Source organism: Blastococcus deserti, from assembly GCF_042682525.1.
GTDB lineage: Bacteria > Actinomycetota > Actinomycetes > Mycobacteriales > Geodermatophilaceae > Blastococcus_B > Blastococcus_B deserti.
Genome location: NZ_JBHUHP010000001.1, coordinates 685,631 through 711,431 on the forward strand (window position 1 = coordinate 685,631; position 25,801 = coordinate 711,431).

Here is a 25,801-nt window from a genome sequence, read left to right on the forward strand (position 1 = left end):
GTCCTCGTGGGTGCTCGGATGTCGTGCGGGCGCGGGCCGCGTCACTCGCTGCTGATCAGCCGGGAGAGCGAGTTCAGCGGGATCATCAGCCAGTGCGGGCGGTTGCGTGCCTCGTAGACGCACTCGTAAACCGCCTTGTCGGCCTCGAACGCCCGAAGGAGTGGTGACTCGCCGCACGGGTCGAGCCCGCTGGCGGTGGAGTAGCCGGTGCAGTACGCCGCCCGGTTGCGGGCCGCCCACTCCTGCGCCCGGTACGCGCGCTGGGCGTCCTCGGGCTGCTCGACCAGCATGTGCCGCGCCGCGTAGTCGAAGCTGCGCAGCATGCCGGCGACGTCGCGCAGCGGGCTGTCCAGCTCGCGGCGGGCGGCCAGCGGCCGCGCCGGCTCACCCTCGAAGTCGAGCACGATCCAGCCGGTCGCCGTGCGGAGGACCTGCCCCAGGTGCAGGTCGCCGTGCACCCGCTGCCGGACGACCGGCTCCCGGCTCCCGGCCACCGCGTCGTAGAGGGCGCGGAGCCCGTCGGCGTGCTCGGCGAGCTGGGGGACGACCTCGATGGCCGCGGTCAGCCGCTCGGTCATCTGTCCGGCCACCGTGCTGTACCACGCGTCGTCGGCCGGCTCGGTGGGCAGCACCTTCGCCATGTCGGCGTGCACCGAGGCGGTCGCCGCGCCCAGCCGCTCGCTGTCGGCGGCGAAGTCGCCGCCCACCTCGTCGGCGTGCAGGTCACCCTCGGCGTAGAGGTCGCGCACGCTGGCGGTGGCCAGCCGCCAGCCGTCACTTGCGTTCGGCACGAAGGTCTGCAGCATCGCGACGGTCGCCGGCGGGGTGTCCGGGTCGGGGTCGTCGATCTCGATGTGCCCGAGCAGCGGTGCGATGTGCTCGTTCTCGGTCCGGCGCAGCGCGGCGTGGATCTCCACGTCGGGGTTGAGGCCGGGCTCCAGCCGCCGGAACAGCTTGAGGATGGCCTCCTGGCCGTAGATCAGCGACGTGTTGCTCTGCTCGCCGGAGACGATGTCGCCGGGCAGGCCCTCGGGGATGTAGGCGACCCCCGCCGCCGGGTGGAAGTGCATCGGGCCGATCGTCGAGGCGTTCACCAGGTGGACCAGCCACGGCGGCGTCGCGTCGCGGTCCCGCATGGCGTCGTAGGCGTAGGTCTCGTGGCCCTCGTTGGCCACGGCGCCGACGAGCGCCGACTCGAGCTCCTCGGCTGGGTGGTCGCGCCACGACAGCGGCACCAGGTAGGTCTCGCGGACGCCGTCGGTGTAGGTCACCCGCACCCGGTGCACCGACAGCACCGGGTTGGCGCGGTCCAGGAAGAAGCCGTCCTCGGTGACGTCGGCCCACTCCCGCCCCTTGCCCCCGAACCAGCGCTGGTGGGGCATCCACTCCTGGAACAGGTCGGTCAGTGCCTTCATGCGGATTCTCCCGAGGTGTCGCTGGGGCCGGGGATCTCCTCGGCCGCGCTGACCAGTCCGGCGGCCAGCAGCGAGTCCGCGACGGTACTGGAGGTGGCGGACTCCCAGTCCTCGTGCTCGTCGGCGGTGACCTCCGCTGCGGGCTTGGACAACTCGAACCAGTAGAAGCCGTGCCCGGCGAGGGTGAGCATGTAGGGCAGGACGCCGATCTGCGGGAACTCCACCCGCCCGGTCAGTTCGATCGGGGTGTAGCCCTCGAACTGGCGAAGATCGAGCTCCACCGGCTGCGGGAAGCGGGACAGGTTGTTCACGCACAGCACGACGTCGTCGCCGAACCTGCGCACGAACGACAGCACCGTGGGGTTGCGCGAGCCGACCTCCTCGAAGCTGCCCAGGCCGAACGTGGGGTGCTCGTTCCGCACCTGGATCATCCGGCGGATCCAGTGCAGCAGCGAGGTGGTGTTGCGCAGCTGCGACTCCACGTTGGTCACCTGGTAGCCGTAGACCGGGTCGGCGTTGAGCGGCAGGTACATGCGCTGCGGGTCGGCGGTGGAGAACCCGCCGTTGCGGTCCGGCGTCCACTGCATGGGCGTGCGGACGCCGTCCCGGTCGCCGAGCCAGATGTTGTCGCCCATGCCGATCTCGTCGCCGTAGTAGAGGACCGGCGAGCCGGGCAGGGACAGCAGCAGGGCGTTGAACAGCTCGAGGGTGTTGACGTCGTTGTCCAGCAGCGGCGCCAGCCGGCGGCGGATGCCGATGTTGGCCTTCATGCGGGGGTCCTTGGCGTACTCCGCCCACATGTAGTCGCGTTCCTCGTCGGTGACCATCTCGAGGGTCAGCTCGTCGTGGTTGCGCAGGAAGACACCCCACTGGCAGTTGTCGGGGATGTCCGGCGTCTGGGCCATGATCTCCGAGATCGGAAAGCGCTGCTCCCGCCGGACGGCCATGAACAGGCGCGGCATGACCGGGAAGTGGAAGGCCATCTGGCACTCGTCGCCGTTCTCGCCGAAGTATTCGACGACGTCGGCCGGCCACTGGTTGGCCTCGCACAGCAGGACTCGGTCGGGGTAGTCGGCGTCGACCACCTTGCGCACCTGCTTGAGGAACTCGTGGGTCTTCGGGAGGTTCTCGCAGTTGGTCCCCTCTTCCTCGTACAGGTAGGGGACGGCGTCGAGCCGGAAGCCGTCGATGCCCAGGTCCAGCCAGAAGCGGAGGGCGTCGATGATCGCCTCCTGCACCCGGGGGTTCTCGAAGTTGAGGTCCGGCTGGTGCGAGAAGAACCGGTGCCAGAAGTACTGCTTGCGCACCGGGTCGAAGGTCCAGTTGGAGCTCTCGGTGTCGACGAAGATGATGCGGGCGTCGGGGTAACCGGTGTCGTCGTCGGCCCACACGTAGAAGTCGCCGTAGGGGCCCTCGGGGTCGCTGCGGCTGGCCTGGAACCAGGGGTGCTGGTCCGAGGTGTGGTTCATGACGAAGTCGATGATCACGCGCATGCCGCGGGCGTGCGCCTCGTCGAGGAACTCCTTGAAGTCCTGGATGTCGCCGAACTCCGGCAGCACCGCGGTGTAGTCGCTGACGTCGTAGCCGCCGTCGCGCAGCGGTGATGCGAAGAACGGCGGCAGCCACAGGCAGTCGACCCCGAGCCACTGCAGGTAGTCGAGCTTGTCGATCATGCCGCGCAGGTCGCCGATGCCGTCGGCGTTGCTGTCGGCGAAGCCGCGCACGAGGACCTCGTAGAAGACCGCGCGCTTGTACCACTCCGGGTCGGTGCCGGGCGACGGCAGCGCGGAGCGGGAGTCCGGGAAGTCGGGGACGGGAACGGTCATCGGCGGAGACAGACCTCGATCGATAGCGGGTGGATGCGCGCGGCCCGCGTGCGGGGCGACGGGGCGACCCCCTTGCAGGGTCCTTCCACGGCGAGGGGCAAGGGGGTCTCCCTCAGGCGACCGGTGGGGGGAACCGCACCGGCCGCGGCAGCGTGACCGCGAAGACGTGGGCCGGCTCCCGGTAGGGGTCCAGCTCCAGGTAGTTGAACTGCCCCCAGTCGTAGCGGGCGCCGGTCAGCTCGTCGGTGACCCCGAAGCGTTCGTGCCAGTCCAGGCCGAGCACCGGGAGGTCGAGCGCCGTCGTCCCGATCTGGGTGTGGTGGCTGGACAGGTTGACCACCACGACCACGGCGTCCTGCGAGCCCGGGTCGGTCTTGGAGAAGCAGATCAGGTTCGGGTTGTCGACCGGGTGGAAGTGCAGCGTGCGCAGCTGCTGCAGGGCCGGGTGGGCGCGCCGGATCTCGTTGAGCCGGCGCAGGTAGGGCGCGAGACTGCGGCCCGAGGCCTCCGCGCCGGCCCAGTCGCGCGGGCGCAGCTGGTACTTCTCGCTGTCGAGGTACTCCTCGCTGCCCGGCCGCACCGCCACGTGCTCGAACAGCTCGAACCCGGAGTACACGCCCCAGGTGGGGCTCATCATCGACGCCAGCACGGCGCGGATCTTGAACATCGGCGGGCCACCGAACTGCAGCGACTCGTGGAGGATGTCCGGGGTGTTCACGAAGAAGTTCGGCCGCATGTAGTGCGCGTTCGCGGCGAGCTCGCGCCCGTAGTCCTCCAGCTCGCCCCGCTGGGTGCGCCAGGTGAAGTACGTGTAGGACTGCGTGAACCCCAGGCGTGCGAGCTGGTGCATCATCGCCGGCCGGGTGAACGCCTCGGCGAGGAAGAGGACGTCGGGATCGGTCTTCTTGACCTCCCAGATGAGCCAGTGCCAGAAGTTCAACGGCTTGGTGTGCGGGTTGTCGACGCGGAAGATGCGGACCCCGGCCTCGACCCAGACCCGGATCACCCTCAGGCACTCGGCGTAGATGCCCTCGGGGTCGTTGTCGAAGTTGATCGGGTAGATGTCCTGGTACTTCTTCGGCGGGTTCTCCGCGTAGGCGATCGTGCCGTCGGGTTTGGTGGTGAACCACTCCGGGTGCGCCTCCACCCAGGGGTGGTCCGGCGCGGCCTGCAGCGCGAAGTCGAGCGCGATCTCCATGCCCAGCTCACGGGTGCGGGCGACGAAGGCCTTGAAGTCGTCCATCGTGCCCAGTTGCGGGTGGACGGCGTCGTGCCCGCCCTCCGCGCTGCCGATGGCCCACGGCGAGCCGACGTCGTCCGGGCCGACCTCGTGCGGGTTGCCGCCCGGGAACTGCGGCGAGTTCGGGCCCTTGCGGTTGACCCGGCCGATCGGGTGGATCGGGGGCAGGTAGACCACGTCGAACCCCATGTCGGCGATGGCCGGCAGCCGGTCCTGGGCGGTGGCGAACGTCCCGTGCGTCGGCTTGTCACCCACGACGGGGCCCTCCGAGCGGGGGAAGAACTCGTACCAGGAGCCGTACAGGGCGCGCGGACGGTCGACCCAGACCTCGAACCGCTGCGACGGGGTGACCAGCTCGCGCACCGGGTGGTCGTACAGGTACTGCTGGAGGCCCGCTGCCAGGGCGGGCGCGATCCGGACGGTCAGCTCCTGGGAGGTGTCGCGCAGCGCGGCGGCAGCCGCGGCGACCCGGTCGCGGTGCTCGTCGTCGGCCTCGGCGGCGACCCGGTCGAGCAGCCGGGCGCCCTCCTCCAGGTCGTTGGCGAGCTCCTCCGGGCCCTGCCCGGCCTCGACCTTGACCTCCACCGCGTGCCGCCAGGTGCCCAGCGGATCGCTCCACGCCTCCACGCAGAACGACCACAGCCCCTCGCGGTCGGGGACGACGGTGGTGATCCAGCGATCGGGCTCGTCGCCGAACCGGGTCATCCGCCGCAGCGGGGGAGTGCCGTCGTCGCCGGGTGGGCTCCAGACGACGTTGGCGGCGACGTAGTCGTGCCCCTCGCGGAACACGGTGGCGGTGATCGGCAGGTGCTCGCCGACCACGGCGCGCGCGGAGAAGGCCCCGCACGACACGACGGGGGCGACATCGGTGATGCCGAGGCGGAGGTCAGGGCGGCCAGTCATCGCCGCCCACGCTATCGAGGTCGCGCCTCACCAGCACCTCGGCTGCGATCACGCCTCCCGGGCCTCACCCGTTCGGCGGTCGGGGAAGGGAGCCGGCCGGTCGCGCCGCGAGCCGGCCTCGGACCCCTGGCGGTACGCCGTGGGCTGGTTAGTCTCGGCCGGTGCGTGCTCTTCGTCGGTTCACCGTCCGTGCGGCGCTGCCCGAGCCCCTGACGCCCCTGTCCCAGCTGGTGATGAACCTCCGGTGGTCCTGGCACCCGGAGACGCGGGACCTGTTCGAGTCGCTGGACCCGGCTCTCTGGCAGCGCTGCGGCGGCGACCCCGTCCGGGCCCTGGGCGAGGTGTCGGCGGAGCGGCTGGCGCAGCTGGCCAGGGACCGGCGGTTCGTCCGCCGGCTCCAGGACGCCGTCGACGACCTGGAGGAGTACCTGACGACGCCGCGCTGGTACCAGTCGCTGGGGAGCGAGGCGCCCGCGAGCATCGCCTACTTCTCGGCGGAGTTCGGCATCACCGAGGTGCTGCCCCAGTACTCCGGCGGCCTGGGCATCCTCGCCGGCGACCACCTCAAGGCCGCGTCCGACCTTGGCGTACCGCTCATCGGCGTGGGGCTGCTCTACCGGGCCGGTTACTTCGCCCAGAGCCTGTCGGCCGACGGCTGGCAGCTCGAGCACTATCCCTCGCTGGACCCGCACGGCCTCCCGGTGAAGCTGCTGCGCGAGCCCGACGGGTCCGCGGTCGTGATCACGGTCCCGCTGCCCGAGGGCCGGACGCTGCACGCCCACGTCTGGCGGGCCCAGGTCGGCCGCGTCTCGCTGCTGCTGCTCGACAGTGACATCGAGGAGAACTCGCCGGGCGAGCGCTCGGTCACCGACCGGCTCTACGGCGGTGACGAGGACCACCGCCTCCGGCAGGAGATGCTGCTCGGCATCGGCGGCGTCCGGGCCCTGCGCGCCTACTGCGGGCTGACCGGCACCCCGCTGCCCGAGGTCTTCCACGCCAACGAGGGGCACGCCGGTTTCCAGGGCGTCGAGCGCATCCGGGAGCTGACGGAGGCGCACGGGCTGACGTTCGCCGAGGCCCTGCAGGCGGTGCGTGCCGGCACGGTGTTCACCACCCACACACCGGTGCCCGCGGGCATCGACCGCTTTCCGAAGGCCCTCATCGAGCGCTACTTCGCCGGGTTCGGCGTGCCGCTGCACGAGCTGCTCGCGCTGGGAGCCGAGGAGGATCCCTCGAAGTTCAACATGGCCCACATGGGCCTGCGGCTGGGCCAGCGGGCCAACGGCGTCAGCCGGCTGCACGGCCACGTCAGCCGGGGCATGTTCAAGGGGCTGTGGCCGGGCTTCGACGAACAGGACGTCCCCATCGGCTCGATCACCAACGGCGTCCACGCGCCGACGTGGACCGCCCGCGAGCTGGTCGAGATGGGCACGCAGACCTCCGGCCAGGGCGACCCGGTCGAGGTGGACGGCCCGGTCCACTTCGACGGCGTCGACGCGATCCCGGCCGCCGATCTGTGGAACGTCCGCCGGACGCTGCGCTCCCGGCTGGTCGACGAGGTGCGCCGCCGGCTGCGGGACACGGCGCTCTCCCGCGGCGCGACCGAGGCGGAGGTCGGCTGGACGTCGACGGCGTTCGACCCCGACGTCCTCACCATCGGCTTCGCCCGCCGGGTGCCCTCCTACAAGCGGCTGACCCTCATGCTGCGCGACCCGGAGCGGCTCAAGGCGCTGCTGCTCGACCCCGAGCGCCCGATCCAGCTGGTCATCGCCGGCAAGAGCCACCCGGCTGACGACGGCGGCAAGCGGCTGATCCAGCAGATGGTGACCTTCGCCGACGACCCCGCGATCCGGCACCGCATCGCCTTCCTCCCCGGCTACGACATCGGGATGGCGCGCTTCCTCTACTGGGGCTGCGACGTCTGGCTGAACAACCCGTTGCGGCCCCTGGAGGCGTGCGGCACGTCCGGCATGAAGGCGGCGCTCAACGGCGGGCTCAACCTCTCCATCCGCGACGGCTGGTGGGACGAGTGGTTCGACGGCCAGAACGGCTGGGCCATCCCGACCGCCGACGGGGTCGGCGACCCCGACCGGCGCGACGAGGTCGAGGCCCGTGCCATCTACGACCTGCTTGGCACGCAGGTGCTGCCGCGCTTCTACGAGTCCGGCCGGAACGGTGTTCCGGCCCGGTGGGTCGAGATGGTGCGGCACACCCTGCGGGAGACCGGTCCCAAGGTGCTGGCCACGCGGATGGTGCGCGACTACGTCCAGCAGCTCTACGTGCCGGCCGCGGGGTCGGCGCGGGTGATGGCCGGCGACGGCTACGCCCCCGCCCGCGAGGAGGCCGCCTGGCGGTCGCACCTGCTGTCCAACTGGCAGACCGTGCGGGTCGCCCACGTCGAGGCGACCGGGGCCGGCGACACCCCGGAGATCGGCTCGACCCTGGCCCTGCGCGCCGAGGTGGAGCTGCCCGGGCTCACGCCCGGTGACGTCCAGGTGCAGGCGGCCTACGGCCGGGTGGACGACGCCGACGGCCTGCACGACGTGACCAGCGTGCCCATGACGCACGAGCACACCGACGGCTCGCGGCACTGGTTCTCCGCCACCGTGCCCCTCGAGCGGACGGGTGCGTTCGGGTACACGGTGCGGGTGCTGCCGCACTCGGCGCACATGGCCGATCCGGCCGAGCTCGGGGTGGTGACCAGCGCGTGACCGGTTCGCTCCAGGCACGTGGATCACACGCGTCCCGCCTACCTCACGCGACGTCGTGACCACCCGGCGTGGCGGTGCGACGCGCCCAGCCAGACCGCGTGTCGGTCACTAGGCTGGAGGTCATGCCTGACCGCTGTGAAGTCCTCCCCGGAGACGCTGTCGTCGCCCGCCGCGGCGGGGGACTGCTGTGGGTCGACGCACCCGGCTCGCCCGCCCTCGTCGCCGCCCTGCACGCGTGCCTGGGCGTGTCGGGCCCAGGCGCCGACCGCGTGCTCGCCGCCGTCGCCGGCCAGGTGAGCTCCCTCGCCCACGGTGCGGCGTCCTTCGCCCTGGTCCTCGCCGACACGTCCGGCGGTGGCGGCACGGGTGTCGCCCTGTGGTCGGGCAAGGGTCAGCCGGCGGTGGACGGCGTCCCGGTGTCCGGCTCCGCCGTGGAGGGCGGCACGCTGGCCTCCGGCTTCCAGCTGGGCCAGACGCTCTACGTCGGTCCCGGCCAGGCCGCGCCGCAGATGCCGCCGGGAGTCGCCTTCGACCTGGTGGAGGGCACCGTGCCCGGGTCGGGCGCCATGCTCCAGCTGGCCGCCCGCGCGCCGTCGTCCGCGGCCGCGCAGCCGGCGACGCCGAGCGCGTCGTCGTTCACCGCGGGCTCCGACGCGGGCTTCGGCTCCGGTGCCAGCCGGGTCAGCGCTGCCCCCGACTCCGGCGAGCAGACCGCGTTCTGGCGCCCGGAGGAGACGGCGGCGCCGATCCTCCGCTTCGACGACGGCATGGTCGTCACCGTCGACGAGGACCTGGTGCTCGGCCGTCGTCCCGACAACCACGAGCTGGTGACCAGCGGTGGCGCCCGTCCGGTGCCGATCGCCGACACCCAGAACGTGCTCTCCTCCGCCCACGCCGCGCTGCAGCGCTCGGGCCGGGAGGTCTCGCTCGTCGACCTGGGGTCGCTCAACGGCACCCACGTCGCCGGGCCCGAGGCCACCGAGTGGACCCAGCTCGAGCCGGGGGTGGCCCACCCGCTGTCCGACGGCGACCGCCTGCTGCTCGGCTGGACCGTCATCACCTTCGAGCAGCCGCAGGACTAGACCGGCGACGAAGTGCGCTGAGGCCCCGTTCCGAGTGCTGGAGGGGGGCCTCAGCGCACTTCCTCCTCCTCGTTCGCGCGGCTCACGGCCGCCGCAGCACGCGGAGCAACCAGACGCAGCGGCCGGGGAGCTGCATCGGGCCCGGCGCGACGACCGTCCGCTCGGGCGGCGCCCCGGTCTGGTACTCCGTGGAGATCACCAGCTCGTAGGCGTCGGCCCAGGGCGGGCCGGGCAGGTCCACGGTCACCGGGTCCCCGCCGGCGTGCAGCTGCACCAGATAGCTGTCGTCCATCAACCGGCGGCCGTGCGCGTCGCGGTGCCGGATGCCGCGGCCGTCGAGGTACATGCCGAGCGTCTGCAGACCCGTGTCGAACCAGTCGTGGGTGGTCAGCTGCCCGCCGTCGGGGGCGAACCAGGCCAGGTCCCGGGTGCCGCCGGTGCCGGGGATCTCGTGGCCCTCGAAGAACGCCTCCTGCCGCAGCACGGGGGACGAGCGGCGCAGCCGGACCAGCCGGGTGACGAACGCCCAGAGGTCGTCGTCGACGTCCTTCCAGTCCAGCCAGGACACCTCGTTGTCCTGGCAGTAGGCGTTGTTGTTGCCCTGCTGCGTGCGCCCCAGCTCGTCACCGGCGGTGAGCATCGGCACGCCGGTGGACAGGAGCAGCGTCGCCAGGTGGTTGCGCACCTGCCGGGCCCGCAGCTCGGTGATCGCCGGGTCGTCGGTGGGCCCCTCCACGCCGCAGTTCCAGTTCCGGTTGTGGCTCTCGCCGTCCCGGTTGTCCTCGCCGTTGGCCTGGTTGCGCTTGTGCTCGTAGGTGACGAGGTCGGCGAGGGTGAAGCCGTCGTGGGCGGTCACGAAGTTGATGCTGGCGAAGGGACGCCGGCCGTCGGAGCGGTACAGGTCCGAGGACCCGGTCAGCCGGTAGGCCAGGTCGCGGACGCCGACGTGCGCGCCCGACCACACGTCGCGGACGGTGTCGCGGTAGCGGCCGTTCCACTCCGTCCACGGCGGCGGGAAGTTGCCTACCTGGTAGCCGCCCGGGCCGACGTCCCACGGCTCGGCGATCAGCTTGACGTTGCTGACCACCGGGTCCTGGTGGACGACGTCGAAGAACGCCGACAGCCGGTCGACGTCGTGCATCGACCGGGCCAGCGCCGAGGCGAGGTCGAACCGGAAGCCGTCGACGTGCATCTCGGTGACCCAGTACCGCAGCGAGTCCATGAGCAGGGCCAGCACGGCGGGGCGGCGCACGTCGAGGGTGTTCCCGCAGCCGGTGTAGTCGGTGTACCGGGCCCGGTTGCCGCCGTCCAGCCGGTAGTAGCCGGGGTTGTCGATGCCCTTCAGCGACAGCGTCGGGCCGGTGTGGTCGCCCTCGGCGGTGTGGTTGTAGACGACGTCGAGGATCACCTCGATGCCGGCCGCGTGCAGCTGCTTGACCATCGTCTTGAACTCGGTGACCTGGCCCCCGCCGCTGCCCGCGGAGCTGTAGGCGGCGTGCGGGGCGAAGTAGGCGAGGGTGTTGTAGCCCCAGTAGTTGGTCAGCCCGCGCCGCAGCAGGTGCGGCTCGCTGACGAAGTGGTGCACCGGCAGCAGCTCGACGGCGGTCACCCCCAGCGCCAGCAGGTGCTCGACGAAGGCGGGGTGCGCCAGACCCGCGTACGTGCCACGCAGGGCCGGCGGCACGTCGGGATGGGCCGCCGTCGCGCCCTTGACGTGCACCTCGTAGATGACCGTGTCCGACCACGAGGTCCGCGGCGGCCGGTCGCCGTCCCACGGGAAGGGGTCGTGCACCACCACACCGCGGGGCACGTACGGCGCCGAGTCCTGCCGGTCGTGCGCGCCCCCGTCGACGGCGTCGCCGACGTACCCGAACAGCGAGGGGTGCAGCCGCAGGTCACCGTCGACGGCCCGGGTGTAGGGGTCCAGCAGCAGCTTGGCCGGGTTGTACCGCTGCCCCGCGAGCGGCTCGTACGCGCCGTGCACGCGGTAGCCGTACCGCTGACCGGGGCCGACGCCGATCAGCCGGCCGTGCCACACCTGGTGCGTCGTCTCCTCCAGCCGGTGCCGGTGCTCGGTGCCGTCGGCGTCGAACAGGCAGAGGTCGACCGCGTGCGCGCCCGACGACCAGAGGGCGAAGTTGGTCCCGGTGCCGTCCCAGTGCGCGCCCAGCGGCGCGTGGCTGCCGGGGAGGACCTCCGGGGCCGGACCCGGCACGATGCGGTCGGTCCACCGGCGTCGGGGCACAGCGCGTTCGGTCCTGCCGCGATCGGTCACGCACCGATCGTGCCAAGTCCGGGGGGCGTCGGTGCGGAGGTGAGCCGTGCCGGGTTGGTTGGATGGGGGAGTGTCGAGTTCAGCCGCCGCCTCTGCCTCCGATGACATGGCGGTCGTCGGGATGACCGGGGTCGACGTCGTGCGGGGGGAGAGCTACCTCCTCCGCGGCGTCGACTGGACCGTCGAGGCCGACCACCGGTGGGTGGTCCTCGGCCCGAACGGGGCCGGCAAGACCACGCTGCTGCAGCTCGCCGCGGCGCAGTTGCACCCGACGCGCGGGGAGGTCCGGCTGCTGGGGGAGACCCTCGGCGCGGTGGACGTGTTCGAGCTGCGCCCCCGCATCGGGCTGACCAGCGCCGCCCTGGCGCAGCGCATCGCCCCGTCGGAGAAGACCGGCGACATCGTCGTCTCGGCCGGCTACGCCGTGGTGGGCCGGTGGCGCGAACGCTACGACGTCCACGACCTCACCCGCGCCGGGATGCTCATGCAGCAGTGGGGGATCGCGCAGTACGCGCACCGGCCCTTCGGCACGCTCAGCGAGGGGGAGCGCAAGCGCACGCAGATCGCCCGCGCGCTGATGCCCGACCCGGAGCTGCTGCTGCTCGACGAACCGGGGGCGGGGCTCGACCTCGGTGGCCGGGAGGACCTCGTCGCCCGGCTGTCGGACCTGGCGAGATACCACTACGCGCCGGCCCAGGTGCTGGTCACCCACCACGTGGAGGAGATCCCGCCCGGGTACAACCACGCGCTGCTGCTGCGCGAGGGCGAGGTCGTCGCGGTGGGGGCCGCCGACGACGTCCTGACCGCGGCGAACCTGTCGGACACGTTCGGCCTCTCCCTGTCGCTGACCCGCTCCGACGGCCGCTTCACCGCCCGCCGGGCGGCCTGAGGAAGGACCCCGTCCCCCTCACCGCTCGCAGGCTCGCGGCGAGCCTCTGGACGGGGCCTTAGGGTGCGGCCATGCCTGAGTTCGTGACCCTGCAGGTCGAGGACGGGGTCGGCACGATCCGCCTCGACCGGCCGAAGATGAACGCGATCGACGAGCAGCTGCACATGGAGGTGCGCGCCGCCGCGCTCGAGGCGGCCGGGCGCGCCGACGTGCGCGCGGTCGTCCTGTACGGCGGTGAGCGGGTGTTCGCCGCGGGGGCCGACATCAAGGCGATGTCGGTCCTGGACGGCGAGGCGATGGCGGAGTGGGGCTACGAGCTCACCACCTCCTTCACGCGGGTGGCGGAGATCCCGAAGCCGGTCATCGCGGCGGTCACCGGCTACGCCCTGGGCGGCGGGTACGAGCTGGCGCTCTGCGCGGACTTCCGGGTGATGGGCGCCGGCGCCAGGATCGGCCAGCCGGAGATCCAGCTCGGCGTCATCCCCGGCGCGGGCGGCACCCAGCGGCTGGCCCGGCTGGTGGGCCCGGCCAAGGCCAAGGACCTCGTGTTCACCGGCCGGCACGTCGGCGCGGAGGAGGCGCTCGAACTCGGCCTGGCCGACGCCGTGGTCCCCGACGACGAGGTGTACCCGACCGCCGTCGCCATGGCGAGGAAGTTCGCCGCGGGCCCGCCCCTGGCGCTGGCCGCGGCCAAGCGGGCGATCGACCACGGTCTCGACATGACCCTCGGCGAGGGACTGGCCCTCGAGAGCCGGTTGTTCGCGGAGCTGTTCGACACCGAGGACCAGAAGACTGGCATGCGCTCGTTCCTCGAGAACGGGCCGGGCAAGGCGCAGTTCAGCGGCCGCTGAGGCGTTCGGGTAACGGTCACCACACGTTCGTGTGCGCTGACCACCCTTCACCGGGTCGGGTCCGCCACAATCGCGGGGCCGGCCGGTCAGCGTCAGCGGGGCGCTGACCAGGCCCGGCGCCACCTCGGGAGGACACGTGCGACGGAGCACCCTGCGGACCGCGGTCGCGGTCGTGACGGCCGGACTCACCCTCACCGCGTGCGGTTCGGACGACGGCGGCTCGGGCGGGGGGAGCGGGGGCGGCACCGACGCCGCCACCGCCACGTCGGTCGAGGACTTCGGCGGGATGGAGGCGCTCGTCGAGGCCGCCCAGGCAGAGGGCGAGCTCAACGTCATCGCCCTGCCGCCGGACTGGGCGAACTACGGGGAGATGCTCGAGACCTTCAGCGAGAAGTACGGCATCGAGATCAACAGCGCCAGCCCGGACGGCTCCAGCCAGGACGAGCTCAATGCCGTGACGAGCCAGCGCGGCCAGGACCGGGCCCCGGACGTCCTCGACCTGGGGCTCTCCTTCGCCCGCCAGGCGCAGGCGCAGGACCTGCTGGCGCCCTACAAGGTCCAGACCTGGGACGAGATCCCCGATGACCAGAAGGACCCCGAGGGCCACTGGTACAACGACTACGGCGGCTACCTGTCCATCGGCTGCAACGCCACGATCGTCGGTGAGTGCCCGACGACCATGGTGCAGCTGGCCGACCCGCGGTACAAGGGCCAGGTCGCGCTCAACGGCAACCCGACGCAGGCGCAGGCCGCGTTCGCCGGTGTCTGGGCAGCCGCCCTGGCCAACGGGGGCAGCCTCGACGACATCGGTCCCGGCATCGACTTCTTCGTCGACCTGAAGGAGAGCGGCAACTTCAACCCCGTCGAGTCGACCCCGGCGACGGTGCTCAGCGGCGAGACCCCGATCTCGCTCGACTGGGACTACGTCAACGCCGCCCAGACCGACGAGATGGAGGCCGCCGGCTCCACGTGGGAGGTGCACGTCCCCAGCGACGGACTGATCGGCGGCTACTACTGCCAGGCGATCAGCAAGTTCGCGCCGCACCCGGCCGCCGCCCGCCTCTGGCAGGAGTTCCTCTACAGCGACGAGGGGCAGAACATCTGGCTGAAGGGAGGAGCGCGCCCGGTCCGGCTGCCGTCCATGGAGGAGGCGGGGACCGCCGACACCGCGGCGCTGGGCGCGCTGCCGCCGGTCGAGGGCACGGCCGAGTTCCCGACCGAGGAGCAGGAGAGCGCCGCGAAGCAGGTCGTGACGGACCGCTGGAACGCGGAGATGTCCGGCTGAGTACCACCGTGCCGGGCCGCACCTCGCGGTCCTCGGTCGCGCCGGTCCCTCGCAGGAGGGGCCGGCGCGGCCGCGTGCTCTCCGTCCTCGGCGCCCTGCCGTTCCTCCTCTACGTGGCGGTCTTCCTGCTGCTGCCGATCGGCGTCCTGGCCGTCGAGGCGTTCCGGGCCACCGACCCGGTCACCTTCCAGGAGTCGTGGAGCACGGCCTCCATCCAGGAGATCACCGGAGGGCCCTATCGGCGCGCCTACCTCGGCAGCCTGCAGCTGTCGCTGATCACGGCGGTTCTCGGCGCGGTGCTGGGTCTGGCGCTCGCGGTGGCCGTGCTGCGGGCGAAGCGGGGTCGGCTGCTGCGCCGGCTGGTGCTCACCGCCTCCGGCGTGCTGGCGAACTTCGGCGGCATCCCGCTGGCGTTCGCGTTCCTCGCGACGATCGGCAACGCCGGGGTGGTCACCGCGCTGCTCACCGACACCCTCGGTCTCGGTCTCGGTGGCTTCTCGTTGTACTCCATGACCGGCCTCGCCCTGGTGTACCTGTACTTCCTGATCCCGCTGATGGTGCTGACCATCGTCCCGGCGCTGGAGGCACTGCGGCCGCAGTGGCGCGAGGCCGCCGACAACCTCGGGGCCAGCGGGTGGCAGTACTGGCGGCACGTCGGCGGTCCGGTGCTCGCACCGCCGGTGATCGGGGCGACGATGCTGCTCTTCGCCTCCGCGTTCGCCGCGTACGCCACGGCCAAAGCTCTCGTCGGCAGCAGCGTCCCACTGGTCACCCTGCAGATCGCGGACGCCCTCTCGAGCAACGTCGTCGTCGGTGCCGAGAATCTGGGCAAGGCCCTGGCCCTCGGCATGGTCGTCGTCGTGGGCCTGGTGATGGCCTTCTACGCCTGGGTGCAGCGGCGCACCCAGCGGTGGCTGTCGTGACCACGCTGACCGCGGGGGTCGCCGGTGCCGGCGGGGTCGCCACGGAGACCCCCGTCCCTCCGGGACGCCGCGGTGCGGGCGGCTGGCGGTACGCCGTCCTCGCCGTGCTGGGCCTGTACTTCCTGGTGCCGATCGCAGCCTCGGTGTGGTTCACCGTGCGCGACCGGGGGCAGGGCGGGCTCACCGCGCGGCACTACACGGGCATCCCCGGTGCGGAGGGCTTCGCGGAGGCGTTCACCCGTTCCCTGGCTCTGGCCGGCCTGACCGTCGTCCTCGCCCTGCTGCTCATGCTGCCGACCGTGGTGCTGGTGAACCTCCGGCTGCCCCGCCTGCGGATGACGGTCGAGCTGCTCACCCTCATGCCGCTGGTGCTGCCCCCGATCGCGCTCGTGGTGGGGGTGCGCAGCGTGCTGGCCTGGGCGCCCGACTACTTCCTGGACACCCCGTTGGCCGAGGCGTTCTTCGCGATCCAGGAGCCGTCGCTGCCGTGGATCCTGGTGTTCGTCTACGTCGTCCTCGCGCTGCCGTTCGTCTACCGGGCACTGGACGCCGGTGTGCGCGGTGCCGACCTCCGGACGCTCACGGAGGCGGCCCGCAACCTCGGCGCCTCGTGGCCCCGGGTGCTCCTGTCCGTCGTCCTGCCGGTGCTGCGGACGTCGGTGCTCAACGCCGCGTTCCTGACCCTCGCCCTGGTCCTGGGGGAGTTCACGATCGCGAACATCCTGGGCTACGAGACCTTCCCCATGTGGATCCTGCGGATCTCCGGCTCGCAGCCCCAGCTGTCGGTCGCCGTCTCGGTGCTGTCGCTCCTGATCACCTGGGTGCTGTTGCTGATGATCTCCGCGCTGGACCGCCGGCGCGGCACGAAGGAGGCCTCATGACCGCCGTGTCCGCCCGGGCCGCCGGGCCGGCCGACCTCCGGGAGCGGCCCGGCGTCCCCATCCGGCTGGAGGGGCTGACCCGCCGCTACGGCTCGGTGCTGGCGCTCGACGGGCTGGACCTCGACATCGCCGGCGGCGAGTTCCTCGCGCTGCTGGGCCCGTCGGGCTGCGGCAAGACGACGGCCCTGCGTGCGATCGCCGGGTTCGAGCGGCCCGACGCCGGGCGGGTGCTGCTCGACGGCCGCGACATCACCGACGTGCCGGCCAGCAAGCGGGACATGGGCATGGTCTTCCAGGCCTACAGCCTCTTCCCGAACCTCACGGTGGCCGAGAACGTGGCCTTCGGCCTGCGCGTGCGCCGGCGGCCGCGGTCGGAGCAGACCGCCCGGGCCGCCGAGCTCCTGGAGCTGGTCGGCCTCGCCGACCGCGGCGCCCGCTATCCGCACCAGCTCTCCGGCGGTCAGCAGCAGCGGGTGGCGCTGGCCCGGGCCCTCGCGGTGGCGCCGCAGGTGCTGCTGCTGGACGAGCCGCTGTCGGCGCTGGACGCCCAGGTCCGGGTGCAGCTGCGCGAGGAGATCCGCCGGATCCAGCTCGAGCTGGGCATCACCACCGTCTTCGTCACCCACGACCAGGCCGAGGCGCTGTCGGTCGCGGACCGGGTCGGCGTGCTGCGCAGCGGGCGGCTGGAACAGGTGGCGACCCCGGACGAGCTCTACGAGCGGCCGGTGACGGCGTTCGTCGCGGAGTTCGTCGGCACGATGAACCGCGTGCCGGCCCAGCCGGCCGGCGGCGACGTCGAGCTGCTGGGGGTGCGCCGTCCGCTCGCCGGGGGCGCAGCGCCGTCGGGACGGGTGGTGGCCCTCGTGCGGCCCGAGGCCCTCGTGGTGACGGCCGACCCCACCGGCCCCGGCCGGGTCGTGACCCGCACGTTCTCCGGCGCCTCCACCCGGGTGCTGGTGGCCCTGCCCGACGGCGTGGAGGTGCGGGTCGACGTCGCCAGCGCGACCAGCGGCGACCTCGTCCCGGGAACGCCGGTGAGCGTGACGCCGGCCGACCGCCCGGTCCTGGTGGTCCCGGCCGGATCGGAGGACGGCGGGCGGTGACCCCAGCCGAGCCCACCGACGTCGACCGCTCCGATCCCGCGGGCCGGGCCTGGGTCGACCGCGCGGTGGCCGCGGTCGAGGCCGATGCCCGGCGCAGCGCCGACACGCACCTGCTCGTCTACCCGCTGCCGCCCGAGTGGGGCGTCGAGCTCTACCTCAAGGACGAGTCCACCCATCCCACCGGCAGCCTCAAGCACCGGCTGGCGCGCTCGCTGTTCCTCTACGGGCTGTGCTCCGGCCAGATCACCGAGGGCAGCACGGTGGTCGAGGCCTCGAGCGGGTCGACGGCGGTCAGCGAGGCGTACTTCGCCCGGATGCTGGGCCTGCCGTTCGTCGCCGTCATGCCCGCGTCCACGAGCCCCGAGAAGGTGGCGCTCATCGAGTTCCACGGCGGCCGCTGCCACTTCGTCGACCGGGCCCCGGACATCTACGACGAGGCGCGGCGGCTCGCGGCCGAGTGCGGCGGCCACTACCTCGACCAGTTCAGCAACGCCGAGCGGGCCACCGACTGGCGGGGCAACAACAACATCGCCGAGTCGACCTTCAGCCAGCTCGCGCTGGAGCGGCACCCGCTGCCGGAGTGGGTCGTGGTCGGGGCGGGGACCGGCGGCACCAGCGCCACGATCGGCCGTTACCTCCGGTACCGGCGGCTGCCCACCCGGCTGGCCGTCGTCGACCCGGAGGGCTCCTCGTTCTTCCCCGGCTGGTGCGACCGCGACCCCTCGACGGCCACCGGGCGCTCCTCGCGGATCGAGGGCATCGGCCGGCCCCGGGTGGAGCCCTCGTTCGTGCCGACGATCGTCGACCGGATGATCTGCGTCCCCGACGCCGCCTCGCTGGCCGCGATGAGGGAACTGGAACGGGCGACCGGACGGCGGGCGGGGGGATCGACGGGCACCAACCTGTGGGGGGCGTTCCAGCTGGTGGCCGAGATGGTGGCGGCCGGGCGGACGGGCAGCGTCGTCACGCTGCTGTGCGACGGCGGCGAGCGCTACGCGCACACCTACTACTCCGACGAATGGCTGGCCGCGCAGCGGCTCGACCTCGCCCCGCACGCCGCCACGCTCGCCCTGTTCGCCGCGACGGGGGAGTGGCCGGACCCCACCTGATTCGGTGGGTGACGGGGGTCACGTAGCCCTCGTCCCGCCGCCGCTCTACCAGCCAGTAGCCTCCATGATCGGAGCCAGGCGGGCCACGGTGCCCGCGTCCTGAACGCGTCCTGAGGAAGGTCAGCGGTGAACATCGTCGTTCTTGTCAAGCAGGTCCCGGACTCCGGCACCGAGCGCAAGCTGGACCCGGCGGACAACACCGTCGCCCGCGCCTCGGCCGACAACGTCATCAACGAGATGGACGAGTACGCCATCGAGGAGGCGCTCACCGTCAAGGAGGCGCAGGGCGGCGAGGTCACCGTCCTCACCGTCGGGCCCGACAGCGCCACCGACGCCATCCGCAAGGCCTTGTCCATGGGCGCCGACAAGGCCGTCCACGTCTCCGACGAGGCCATCCACGGCTCGGACGCGGTGCAGATCAGCGCCGTCCTCGCCGCGGCGCTCCAGCAGCTGGAGTACGACCTGATCCTCTGCGGCGCGGAGGCCACCGACAGCCAGATGAGCGTGATGCCGGCCCTGCTGTCGGAGCGCCTGGGCATCCCGCAGCTGTCGGGCGCCCGCAAGCTCACCGTCGAGGGCGGTACGGCGAGGATCGAGCGGCAGACCGACGGCGGCTACTGGGCCGTCGAGGCGCCGCTGCCGGCCATCGTGTCCACCTGGGACACCATCAACGAGCCGCGCTACCCCTCGTTCAAGGGCATCATGGCCGCGAAGAAGAAGCCGGTGGAGACCAAGAGCCTCGCCGACCTCGGCCTGGACGCCTCGGCCGTCGGTCTGGCCAACGCCACCACGCAGGTGCTCGACTTCGCCGGCCGCCCGCCGAAGGGCGAAGGCGTGAAGGTTCCCGACGAGGGTGACGGCGCGCAGAAGTTCGTCGACTTCCTCGCCAGCCAGAAGATCGTCTGAGTCCGGCCCGGATCCAAGGAGAAGGAGAAACCCATGGCAGAGGTCCTGGTCCTGGCCGAGCTCGACCCGGCCGGTGGCGGCGTCCGCAAGACCACCCTGGAGGCCCTGACCGCGGCGCGTGCGCTCGGTGAGCCCTCCGCCGTCGTCATCGCCGCCCCCGGCACGGCCGGCGGCGTCAAGGACGCGCTCGCCGAGTACGGCGCGGCGAAGGTCTACGTCGCCGAGGCGCCGGAGGTCGACGAGTACCTCGTCGCCCCCAAGGCCGAGGTGCTCGCCCAGCTCGTGGCCGACAAGTCCCCGGCGGCCGTCGTCATCCCGTCCTCCCCGGAGGGCAAGGAGATCGCCGCCCGGCTGGCCATCAAGACCGGCAGCGGCTTCCTGACCGACGTCACGGAGATCGCCGCCGACGGCACCGCCATGCAGGTGGCCTTCGCCGGGCAGACGATCGTGCACTCGAAGGTGGCGACCGGCACGCCGATCTACACGCTGCGGGGCAACTCCGTCACCCCTGAGCCGGCACCGGCCGCCGGCACCGAGGAGTCGGTGGCGGTCTCGGTGTCGGAGCAGGCCAAGCAGGCCCGCGTCGTCGACCGCGTCGTCGAGCAGAAGAGCAGCCGCCCCGAGCTGACCGAGGCCTCGATCGTCGTCTCCGGCGGCCGCGGCGTCGCCAGCGCCGAGAACTTCAAGATCATCGAGGAGCTGGCCGACGCCCTCGGCGGGGCCGTCGGCGCCTCCCGCGCAGCCGTCGACTCCGGGTTCTACCCCCACACCTTCCAGGTGGGCCAGACCGGCAAGACCGTCTCCCCGCAGCTCTACGTCGCCGTCGGCATCTCCGGTGCCATCCAGCACCGGGCCGGCATGCAGACCTCGAAGACCATCGTGGCCATCAACAAGGACCCCGAGGCCCCGATCTTCGAGCTGGCCGACTTCGGCGTCGTCGGCGACCTGAACACGATCGTCCCGCAGGCCACCGAGCTGATCACCGCCCGCAAGGGCTGAACGAGGCGGCAGGTGTCGGGCGCCGGTCCTCGGGACCGGCGCCCGACGCGCGTCCGGAGGAGGTGCCGTGACCGAGGCAGTGGAGCTGCGGGCCCGGCGTCGTGAGGACGCCGACGTGCTGGCCGCGATCCACACCCGGTCGCGCGCCGCGGCCATGCCGTGGCTGGCGGTCCTGCACGACGAAGCCGAGACGCGGGGGTGGATGCGGGGCGTCGTCCTCGCCCACCAGCAGGTGCTCGTCGCCGAACGGGACGGGCGCCCCGTGGGGTTCGCCGCCGTGGAGGGCGAGTGGCTCGAGCAGCTCTACGTCGCACCCGAGTCCATCGGCACCGGGGTCGGGCAGGCGTTGCTCGACGCGGTGAAGGCCGACCGCCCCACCGGCCTGTCGCTGTACGTCTTCGCCCGCAACACCCGAGCCCGGCGCTTCTACGAGGCGGCCGGGTTCGTCCTGGTCGCCGAGTCCGACGGTCGCGACAACGAGGAGCGCGAGCCCGACTGCACCTACCGCTGGTCCGGCATCTCCGGATGATCCCGGGAAGCACGCGCCGGGGCGAGAGGTTGGCGGAGAGGTGACGACGACCAGCCCGGCCGGGGTGTTCGACCGGACGCACCGGCGCACGACCGTCGGCCTCCTGATGCTCATCACGTTCATCGCCTTCGAGGCGATGGCGGTGGGGACGGCGATGCCCACCGCGGTGGCCGAGCTCGACGGGCTGGCCTGGTACGGCTGGCCGTTCAGCGCCTTCCTGGTGGCCTCGGTGGTCGGCATGGTCGCCGGCGGGGACGCCGGTGACCGCCGGGGGGCGCGGGTGGCACTGCCCTGGAGCGTGGCGGTGTTCGCAGCCGGGTTGCTGACCGCGGGGCTGGCCGGGTCCATGGCGGTGTTCGTGGCCGGTCGCGCCGTCCAGGGGCTGGGCGCGGGCGTGATGATCGTCCTGCTGTACGTCATCGCGGGGCAGGCCTACGAGCCGGCGCTGCGTCCCCGGCTGTTCGGTGCCTTCTCGACCGCCTGGGTGATCCCGGCCCTGGTCGGCCCCGTGGTGTCCGGCCTGGTCACCACCCACGCCAGCTGGCGGCTGGTGTTCCTCGGCCTGCTGCCGCTCATCGTCGTCGGCGCGCTGCTGGTCGTGCCGGCGGGCCGGTCGGTCGCCGCTCCGCCGAGCCCCGCGGCCGCGGCGCCGGCCCGCCGCTGGTGGGCGGTCCTCACCGGGCTCGGCATCGCGGCGCTGCAGTACGCCGGCCAGCGGCTCGACGCGCTGGGGCTCGCCCTCGGCGTCGCCGGCGGCGCCGCGCTCGTCGTGGGGCTGCGTCCGCTGCTGCCGCGGGGGACCGCCCGTGTCCGGCGGGGCCTGCCCGCGGTGGTCGCCTCGCGGGGTCTGCTGGCCGGCGCCTTCTTCGGGATGGACGCGCTCATCCCGCTCACCCTCACGTCCGTGCACGGCTACTCGGCGACGGCGGCCGGCATCCCGCTGACCGCGGGGGCGATCGGCTGGGCCGCGGCCTCCAACCTGCAGGGCCGGTTCCCCCGGGCGCCGCGCGAGCGCCTGCTCCGTGCCGGGTTCGCACTCGTCGCCGTCGGGCTGGCCGGATCGGCGCTGGCCGCCCTGCCCGCACTCGGAGGATGGCCGGCGTACCCGTTCTGGGCCGTCGCGGGCCTGGGCATGGGGCTCGGGATGCCCAGCGTCGGGGTCCTCCTGCTGGACCAGTCGCCGGAGCACCGGCGCGGGGCGGACTCCGCGGCGCTCCAGATCGCCGACGTCACGGCGTCCGCGCTGTGCGTCGGGTTGGCCGGCGTCCTGGTCGCGGCGGCCACCACGGGACTGCTGCCGCTGCCCACCGCGGTGATCGCCTCGGCCGCCGTCTTCACGGCGGTGGCGCTGGTGGGCGTCCGCGTGGCCGGCCGGGCCTCGGCCCCGGTGGCCGGGGGAGCGCCCGCGGCCGCGTCTACGCTGGCTGCGTCATGACCACCTCCGTACCGGTCTACCTCGACCACGCGGCGACCACGCCGATGCTGCCCGAGGTGCTGGCCGCGATGACCGAGCAGCTCGCCCGCGTGGGCAACGCCTCGTCGCTGCACGCCAGCGGTCGAGCGGCCCGCCGCGCGGCCGAGCAGGCGCGCGAGCGGTTGGCCGAGGCGCTCGGCGCCCGCCCGTCCGAGGTCCTGTTCACCGGCGGGGGGACCGAGAGCGACAACCTCGCGGTCAAGGGCCTGTTCTGGGCCCGGCGGCAGGCCGACTCGCGCCGCCGCCGGATCGTGGTCAGCCCGGCCGAGCACCACGCCGTCCTGGACAGCGTCGAGTGGCTGGCCAAGCACGACGGCGCCGAGATCACCTGGCTGCCGGTCGAGGGCAGCGGCCGGGTGCTGCCGCAGGCCCTGGCCACGGCCCTGGGGGACGGCAGCGACGTCGCCGTCGCCAGCGTCATGTGGGCGAACAACGAGATCGGCACGGTGAACGACGTCCCGGCGCTGGCCGCGGTCGCGCACGAGGTCGGTGTGCCGCTGCACACCGACGCCGTCCAGGCGGTCGGCCAGGTGCCGGTCGACTTCGGCGCCAGCGGGGTGGACGCGCTGACCATGACCGGGCACAAGCTCGGGGGACCCATGGGCGCCGGCGCGCTCCTGCTCCGCCGGGACGCCGACTGCACGCCGCTGCTGCACGGCGGCGGTCAGGAGCGCGACGTCCGCTCGGGAACGCTCGACGTGGCCGCCATCGTGGGCCTGGCCACCGCCACGGTCGCCGCCGCGGGATCCCGCGCCGAGCGCGCCGAGCGGCTCGCCGAGCTCCGCGGCCGGCTGGTCGCGGGCGTCGTGACCCAGGTGCCCGACGCACAGCTCAACGGTGCGCCGCTGGACGACCGGTTGCCGTCCGGGCCCGGGAGGCTGCCGGGCAACGCCCACCTGTCGTTCCCCGGTGCCGAGGGCGACGCCCTGCTGATGCTGCTCGACGCCCGCGGCATCGAGTGCTCCACCGGATCGGCGTGCAGCGCCGGCGTCGCCCGGCCCAGCCACGTGCTGCTGGCCACCGGTGCCGACGCCGACCGCGCCCGGAGCTCGCTGCGGTTCAGCCTCGGCCACACCTCGACCGACGCCGACGTCGACGCGGTGCTCGACGTGATCGCCCCCGTGGTGGAGCGCGCGCGCCGGGCCGGGATGAGCCGGCGATGAGGGTCCTCGCCGCCATGAGCGGGGGCGTCGACTCGGCGGTGGCCGCGGCGCTCGCCGTGGACGCCGGCCACGACGTCACCGGGGTGCACCTGGCACTCTCGCCCGACCGGCAGATGCTGCGCAGCGGTGCGCGCGGGTGCTGCAGCGTCGAGGACGCCCACGATGCCCGCCGGGTCGCCGACGAGCTGGGCATCCCGTTCTACGTCTGGGACCTCGCCGAGCGGTTCACCGAGGACGTCGTCGACGACTTCGTCGCGGAGTACGCGGCCGGCCGCACGCCCAACCCGTGCCTGCGCTGCAACGAGAAGATCAAGTTCTCCGCGGTCCTGGACCGCGCGCTCGGTCTCGGGTTCGACGCGGTGGTGACCGGCCACCACGCACGGCTCGACGGCGGCGAGCTCCGCCGGTCCGTCGACGCCGGCAAGGACCAGTCCTACGTCCTGGGCGTCCTCACCGCCGACCAGCTGGCCGGGGCCATGTTCCCGCTCGGCTCCATGACGAAGGACCGGGTCCGCGCCATCGCGGCCGAGCGGGGCTTCGCCGTGGCGACCAAGCCCGACTCGCACGACATCTGCTTCATCCCCGACGGTGACACCCGCGGCTTCCTGGCCCGCCGGCTGGGCAGCCTCCCCGGCCCGGTGGTCGACGCGGCCACCGGCCGGCAGGTCGGCGAGCACGACGGCACCTACGGCTTCACCGTGGGCCAGCGCCGGGGGCTGGGGGTGGCGGCCGGGGACCAGCGGCCGCGGTACGTCCTCGGCATCGAGCCGGTGACCCGCACCGTCACGGTCGGGACGGCGGACCTGGCCGGCATCCCGGCGGTGCGCACGGGGGTGCCGACCTGGACGGCGGCGGCACCGCGGCTGCCCCTCGCCGCCCAGGTGCAGGTGCGGGCGCACGCGGCCCCGGTCCACTGCCGGATCAGTGACGGCGGGGACGGCGGGCTGGTCATCGAGTTCGCCGAACAGCAGCGCGGCGTGGCCCCGGGTCAGTCGGCCGTGCTCTACGAACCCGACGCCGTCCGCGGCGACCGCGTCATGGGCCAGGCCGCCGTGCGCGCGGCCTCCCGCGCCGACGAGCCGCTGACCCGCTGAGCCAGGGGCCGGCGGACGACGCCGCGGCGGCGGGCTACGGTCGCGAGGTGGCCATCCCGATCGATCCCGGCGAGCCCGCGGGAACGGACGACAGCCCGGCCGCTGCCGCGACGTGGGGCCCCGCCTCGGGCGTCGGATCGCTGCCCGGCACCGACCCCGCCGAGGCGACGCGGCTGGTGGTGGGGGAGCTGCCGGAGTTCGCCCACCTGCCCGAGCTGCCCGCCCGGGGAGCCGGCGCGGACCTGATCGGGCGCAGCGCCGCCCTGCTGGTCGACCTCGCCGTCGACCTCACCCCGGCCGGCTGGCGGCTGGTGCCCCGCGGCGGCATCGACCAGCGCCGCGCGGCGGAGTTCCTCGCCCGGGACCTGGACGCGCTGCACGACGTCGCCGAGGACTGGACCGGCCCCCTGAAGGTCCAGGCCGCCGGCCCGTGGACCCTCGCCGCCGGGCTCGAGCGCACCCGCGGGGAACGTGCCGTCGTCGATGCCGGCGCCCGCCGCGACCTGGGTCAGTCGCTGGCCGAGGGGCTGGCCGCCCACGTCACCGCCGTCGCGGCCCGGGTGCCGGGGGCCCGCGTGGTCGTCCAGCTCGACGAGCCGTCGGTCCCCGCCGTCCTGCACGGGGCGCTGCCCACCGTCAGCGGCTTCGGGAAGCTCCCGTCGGTCGAGGGGAGCGTCGTGGAGCAGGAGCTCGCCGACGTGGTGGCCCGGCTCCCCGTCCCGGTGGTGGTGCACTGCTGCGCGCCGCGCGCCCCGCTGGACCTGTTCCGCTCGGCCGGGGCGGCCGCGGTCTCCTTCGACCTGGGGCTCGTCCAGGACCTCGACGCCGTGGGCACCGCCGTCGAGGCGGGCACGCACCTGTTCCCCGGCGTCGTCCCCGGCACGGACACGACCCTGCCCGCGCCTCGGGCGACGGCCTCCCGCGTGCAGGCGTGGTGGCGGGAGCTGGGCTTCCCGGCCGACGAGCTCGCAGCGGCGGTCACGCTGACACCGTCATGCGGGCTGGCGGGGGCCTCCCCGTCCTACGCGCGCTCGGCCATGGCCCACGTCCGCGAGGCGGCGAAGTACCTCCAGCCCGACTGATCGGCGACACGCCACCTTCGGGTGGATCGATACGGCGCCAGGTCGAGGAGCCCCTAGCCTG

20 protein-coding genes are annotated in these 25,801 nt (G+C 73.2%); 16 read left to right on the forward strand and 4 right to left on the reverse strand.

Going from position 1 to position 25,801, the window contains the following annotated elements:
* Positions 1 to 41 precede the first annotated feature (41 nt).
* The 3 genes from ACFSHS_RS03310 to ACFSHS_RS03320 form a co-directional block, all read right to left on the reverse strand.
* The gene (locus ACFSHS_RS03310) at positions 42 to 1,415 is read right to left on the reverse strand and encodes a maltokinase N-terminal cap-like domain-containing protein (protein ID WP_376871667.1); all 1,374 of its coding nucleotides are present in this window, start codon (positions 1,413 to 1,415) and stop codon (positions 42 to 44) included.
* Positions 1,412 to 3,241: a maltose alpha-D-glucosyltransferase gene (gene treS, locus ACFSHS_RS03315; protein ID WP_376871670.1), complete on the reverse strand. Its 1,830-nt coding sequence runs from the start codon at positions 3,239 to 3,241 to the stop codon at positions 1,412 to 1,414. Before treS ends, ACFSHS_RS03310 begins: the two co-directional genes overlap by 4 nt.
* 112 nt (positions 3,242 to 3,353) lie before the next feature.
* Positions 3,354 to 5,384 (reverse strand): alpha-1,4-glucan--maltose-1-phosphate maltosyltransferase, encoded by a 2,031-nt coding sequence (locus ACFSHS_RS03320; RefSeq protein ID WP_376871673.1) that lies wholly within the window; start codon positions 5,382 to 5,384, stop codon positions 3,354 to 3,356.
* A gap of 161 nt (positions 5,385 to 5,545) precedes the next feature.
* On the opposite strand from ACFSHS_RS03320, the gene glgP reads away from it, so the two are divergent.
* Entirely contained in the window at positions 5,546 to 8,095 is a 2,550-nt protein-coding gene (gene glgP / locus ACFSHS_RS03325) for an alpha-glucan family phosphorylase (protein WP_376871676.1), read from the forward strand.
* A gap of 122 nt (positions 8,096 to 8,217) precedes the next feature.
* Entirely contained in the window at positions 8,218 to 9,177 is a 960-nt protein-coding gene (locus ACFSHS_RS03330; RefSeq protein WP_376871679.1) for an FHA domain-containing protein, read from the forward strand.
* Positions 9,178 to 9,259: 82 nt separating this feature from the next.
* Here ACFSHS_RS03330 and glgX read toward each other — a convergent pair whose 3' ends face one another.
* The gene (glgX, locus tag ACFSHS_RS03335; RefSeq protein WP_458199638.1) at positions 9,260 to 11,452 is read right to left on the reverse strand and encodes a glycogen debranching protein GlgX; all 2,193 of its coding nucleotides are present in this window, start codon (positions 11,450 to 11,452) and stop codon (positions 9,260 to 9,262) included.
* A 106-nt stretch (positions 11,453 to 11,558) separates the two neighbouring features.
* On the opposite strand from glgX, the gene ACFSHS_RS03340 reads away from it, so the two are divergent.
* From ACFSHS_RS03340 to ACFSHS_RS03405, 14 genes are all read left to right on the forward strand, one after another.
* A complete protein-coding gene (locus ACFSHS_RS03340) occupies positions 11,559 to 12,341 on the forward strand; it encodes an ABC transporter ATP-binding protein (protein WP_376871682.1) in 783 nt (260 codons plus the stop codon).
* Positions 12,342 to 12,412: 71 nt separating this feature from the next.
* Positions 12,413 to 13,192: an enoyl-CoA hydratase/isomerase family protein gene (locus tag ACFSHS_RS03345; protein WP_376871685.1), complete on the forward strand. Its 780-nt coding sequence runs from the start codon at positions 12,413 to 12,415 to the stop codon at positions 13,190 to 13,192.
* Between the two features lie 136 nt (positions 13,193 to 13,328).
* A complete protein-coding gene (locus ACFSHS_RS03350) occupies positions 13,329 to 14,477 on the forward strand; it encodes an ABC transporter substrate-binding protein (RefSeq protein ID WP_376871688.1) in 1,149 nt (382 codons plus the stop codon).
* A 74-nt stretch (positions 14,478 to 14,551) separates the two neighbouring features.
* Positions 14,552 to 15,400: an ABC transporter permease gene (locus tag ACFSHS_RS03355; protein ID WP_376871691.1), complete on the forward strand. Its 849-nt coding sequence runs from the start codon at positions 14,552 to 14,554 to the stop codon at positions 15,398 to 15,400.
* Positions 15,397 to 16,281, forward strand: coding sequence for an ABC transporter permease (locus ACFSHS_RS03360; RefSeq protein ID WP_376871694.1), 885 nt, complete (start codon positions 15,397 to 15,399; stop codon positions 16,279 to 16,281). The genes ACFSHS_RS03355 and ACFSHS_RS03360 overlap by 4 nt, the downstream gene beginning before the upstream one ends.
* On the forward strand, positions 16,278 to 17,384 hold the full coding sequence (locus tag ACFSHS_RS03365; RefSeq protein ID WP_376871697.1) for an ABC transporter ATP-binding protein: 1,107 nt from the start codon (positions 16,278 to 16,280) through the stop codon (positions 17,382 to 17,384). The genes ACFSHS_RS03360 and ACFSHS_RS03365 overlap by 4 nt, the downstream gene beginning before the upstream one ends.
* Positions 17,381 to 18,493: an L-cysteine desulfhydrase Cds1 gene (gene cds1, locus ACFSHS_RS03370; RefSeq protein WP_376871700.1), complete on the forward strand. Its 1,113-nt coding sequence runs from the start codon at positions 17,381 to 17,383 to the stop codon at positions 18,491 to 18,493. The genes ACFSHS_RS03365 and cds1 overlap by 4 nt, the downstream gene beginning before the upstream one ends.
* Before the next feature lie 126 nt (positions 18,494 to 18,619).
* The gene (locus ACFSHS_RS03375; RefSeq protein ID WP_376871703.1) at positions 18,620 to 19,399 is read left to right on the forward strand and encodes an electron transfer flavoprotein subunit beta/FixA family protein; all 780 of its coding nucleotides are present in this window, start codon (positions 18,620 to 18,622) and stop codon (positions 19,397 to 19,399) included.
* A 33-nt stretch (positions 19,400 to 19,432) separates the two neighbouring features.
* Positions 19,433 to 20,398, forward strand: a complete 966-nt coding sequence (locus ACFSHS_RS03380) for an electron transfer flavoprotein subunit alpha/FixB family protein (protein ID WP_376871705.1) — start codon at positions 19,433 to 19,435, stop codon at positions 20,396 to 20,398.
* A gap of 67 nt (positions 20,399 to 20,465) precedes the next feature.
* Entirely contained in the window at positions 20,466 to 20,927 is a 462-nt protein-coding gene (locus ACFSHS_RS03385) for a GNAT family N-acetyltransferase (RefSeq protein WP_376871708.1), read from the forward strand.
* A 40-nt stretch (positions 20,928 to 20,967) separates the two neighbouring features.
* Entirely contained in the window at positions 20,968 to 22,362 is a 1,395-nt protein-coding gene (locus tag ACFSHS_RS03390; protein ID WP_376871710.1) for an MFS transporter, read from the forward strand.
* Complete coding sequence (locus ACFSHS_RS03395; RefSeq protein ID WP_376871712.1) at positions 22,359 to 23,564, forward strand: cysteine desulfurase family protein; 1,206 nt, start codon at positions 22,359 to 22,361, stop codon at positions 23,562 to 23,564. Before ACFSHS_RS03390 ends, ACFSHS_RS03395 begins: the two co-directional genes overlap by 4 nt.
* The gene (mnmA, locus tag ACFSHS_RS03400) at positions 23,561 to 24,658 is read left to right on the forward strand and encodes a tRNA 2-thiouridine(34) synthase MnmA (RefSeq protein WP_376871714.1); all 1,098 of its coding nucleotides are present in this window, start codon (positions 23,561 to 23,563) and stop codon (positions 24,656 to 24,658) included. The genes ACFSHS_RS03395 and mnmA overlap by 4 nt, the downstream gene beginning before the upstream one ends.
* A gap of 47 nt (positions 24,659 to 24,705) precedes the next feature.
* Positions 24,706 to 25,740: a methionine synthase gene (locus tag ACFSHS_RS03405; RefSeq protein ID WP_376871718.1), complete on the forward strand. Its 1,035-nt coding sequence runs from the start codon at positions 24,706 to 24,708 to the stop codon at positions 25,738 to 25,740.
* Positions 25,741 to 25,801 lie beyond the last annotated feature (61 nt).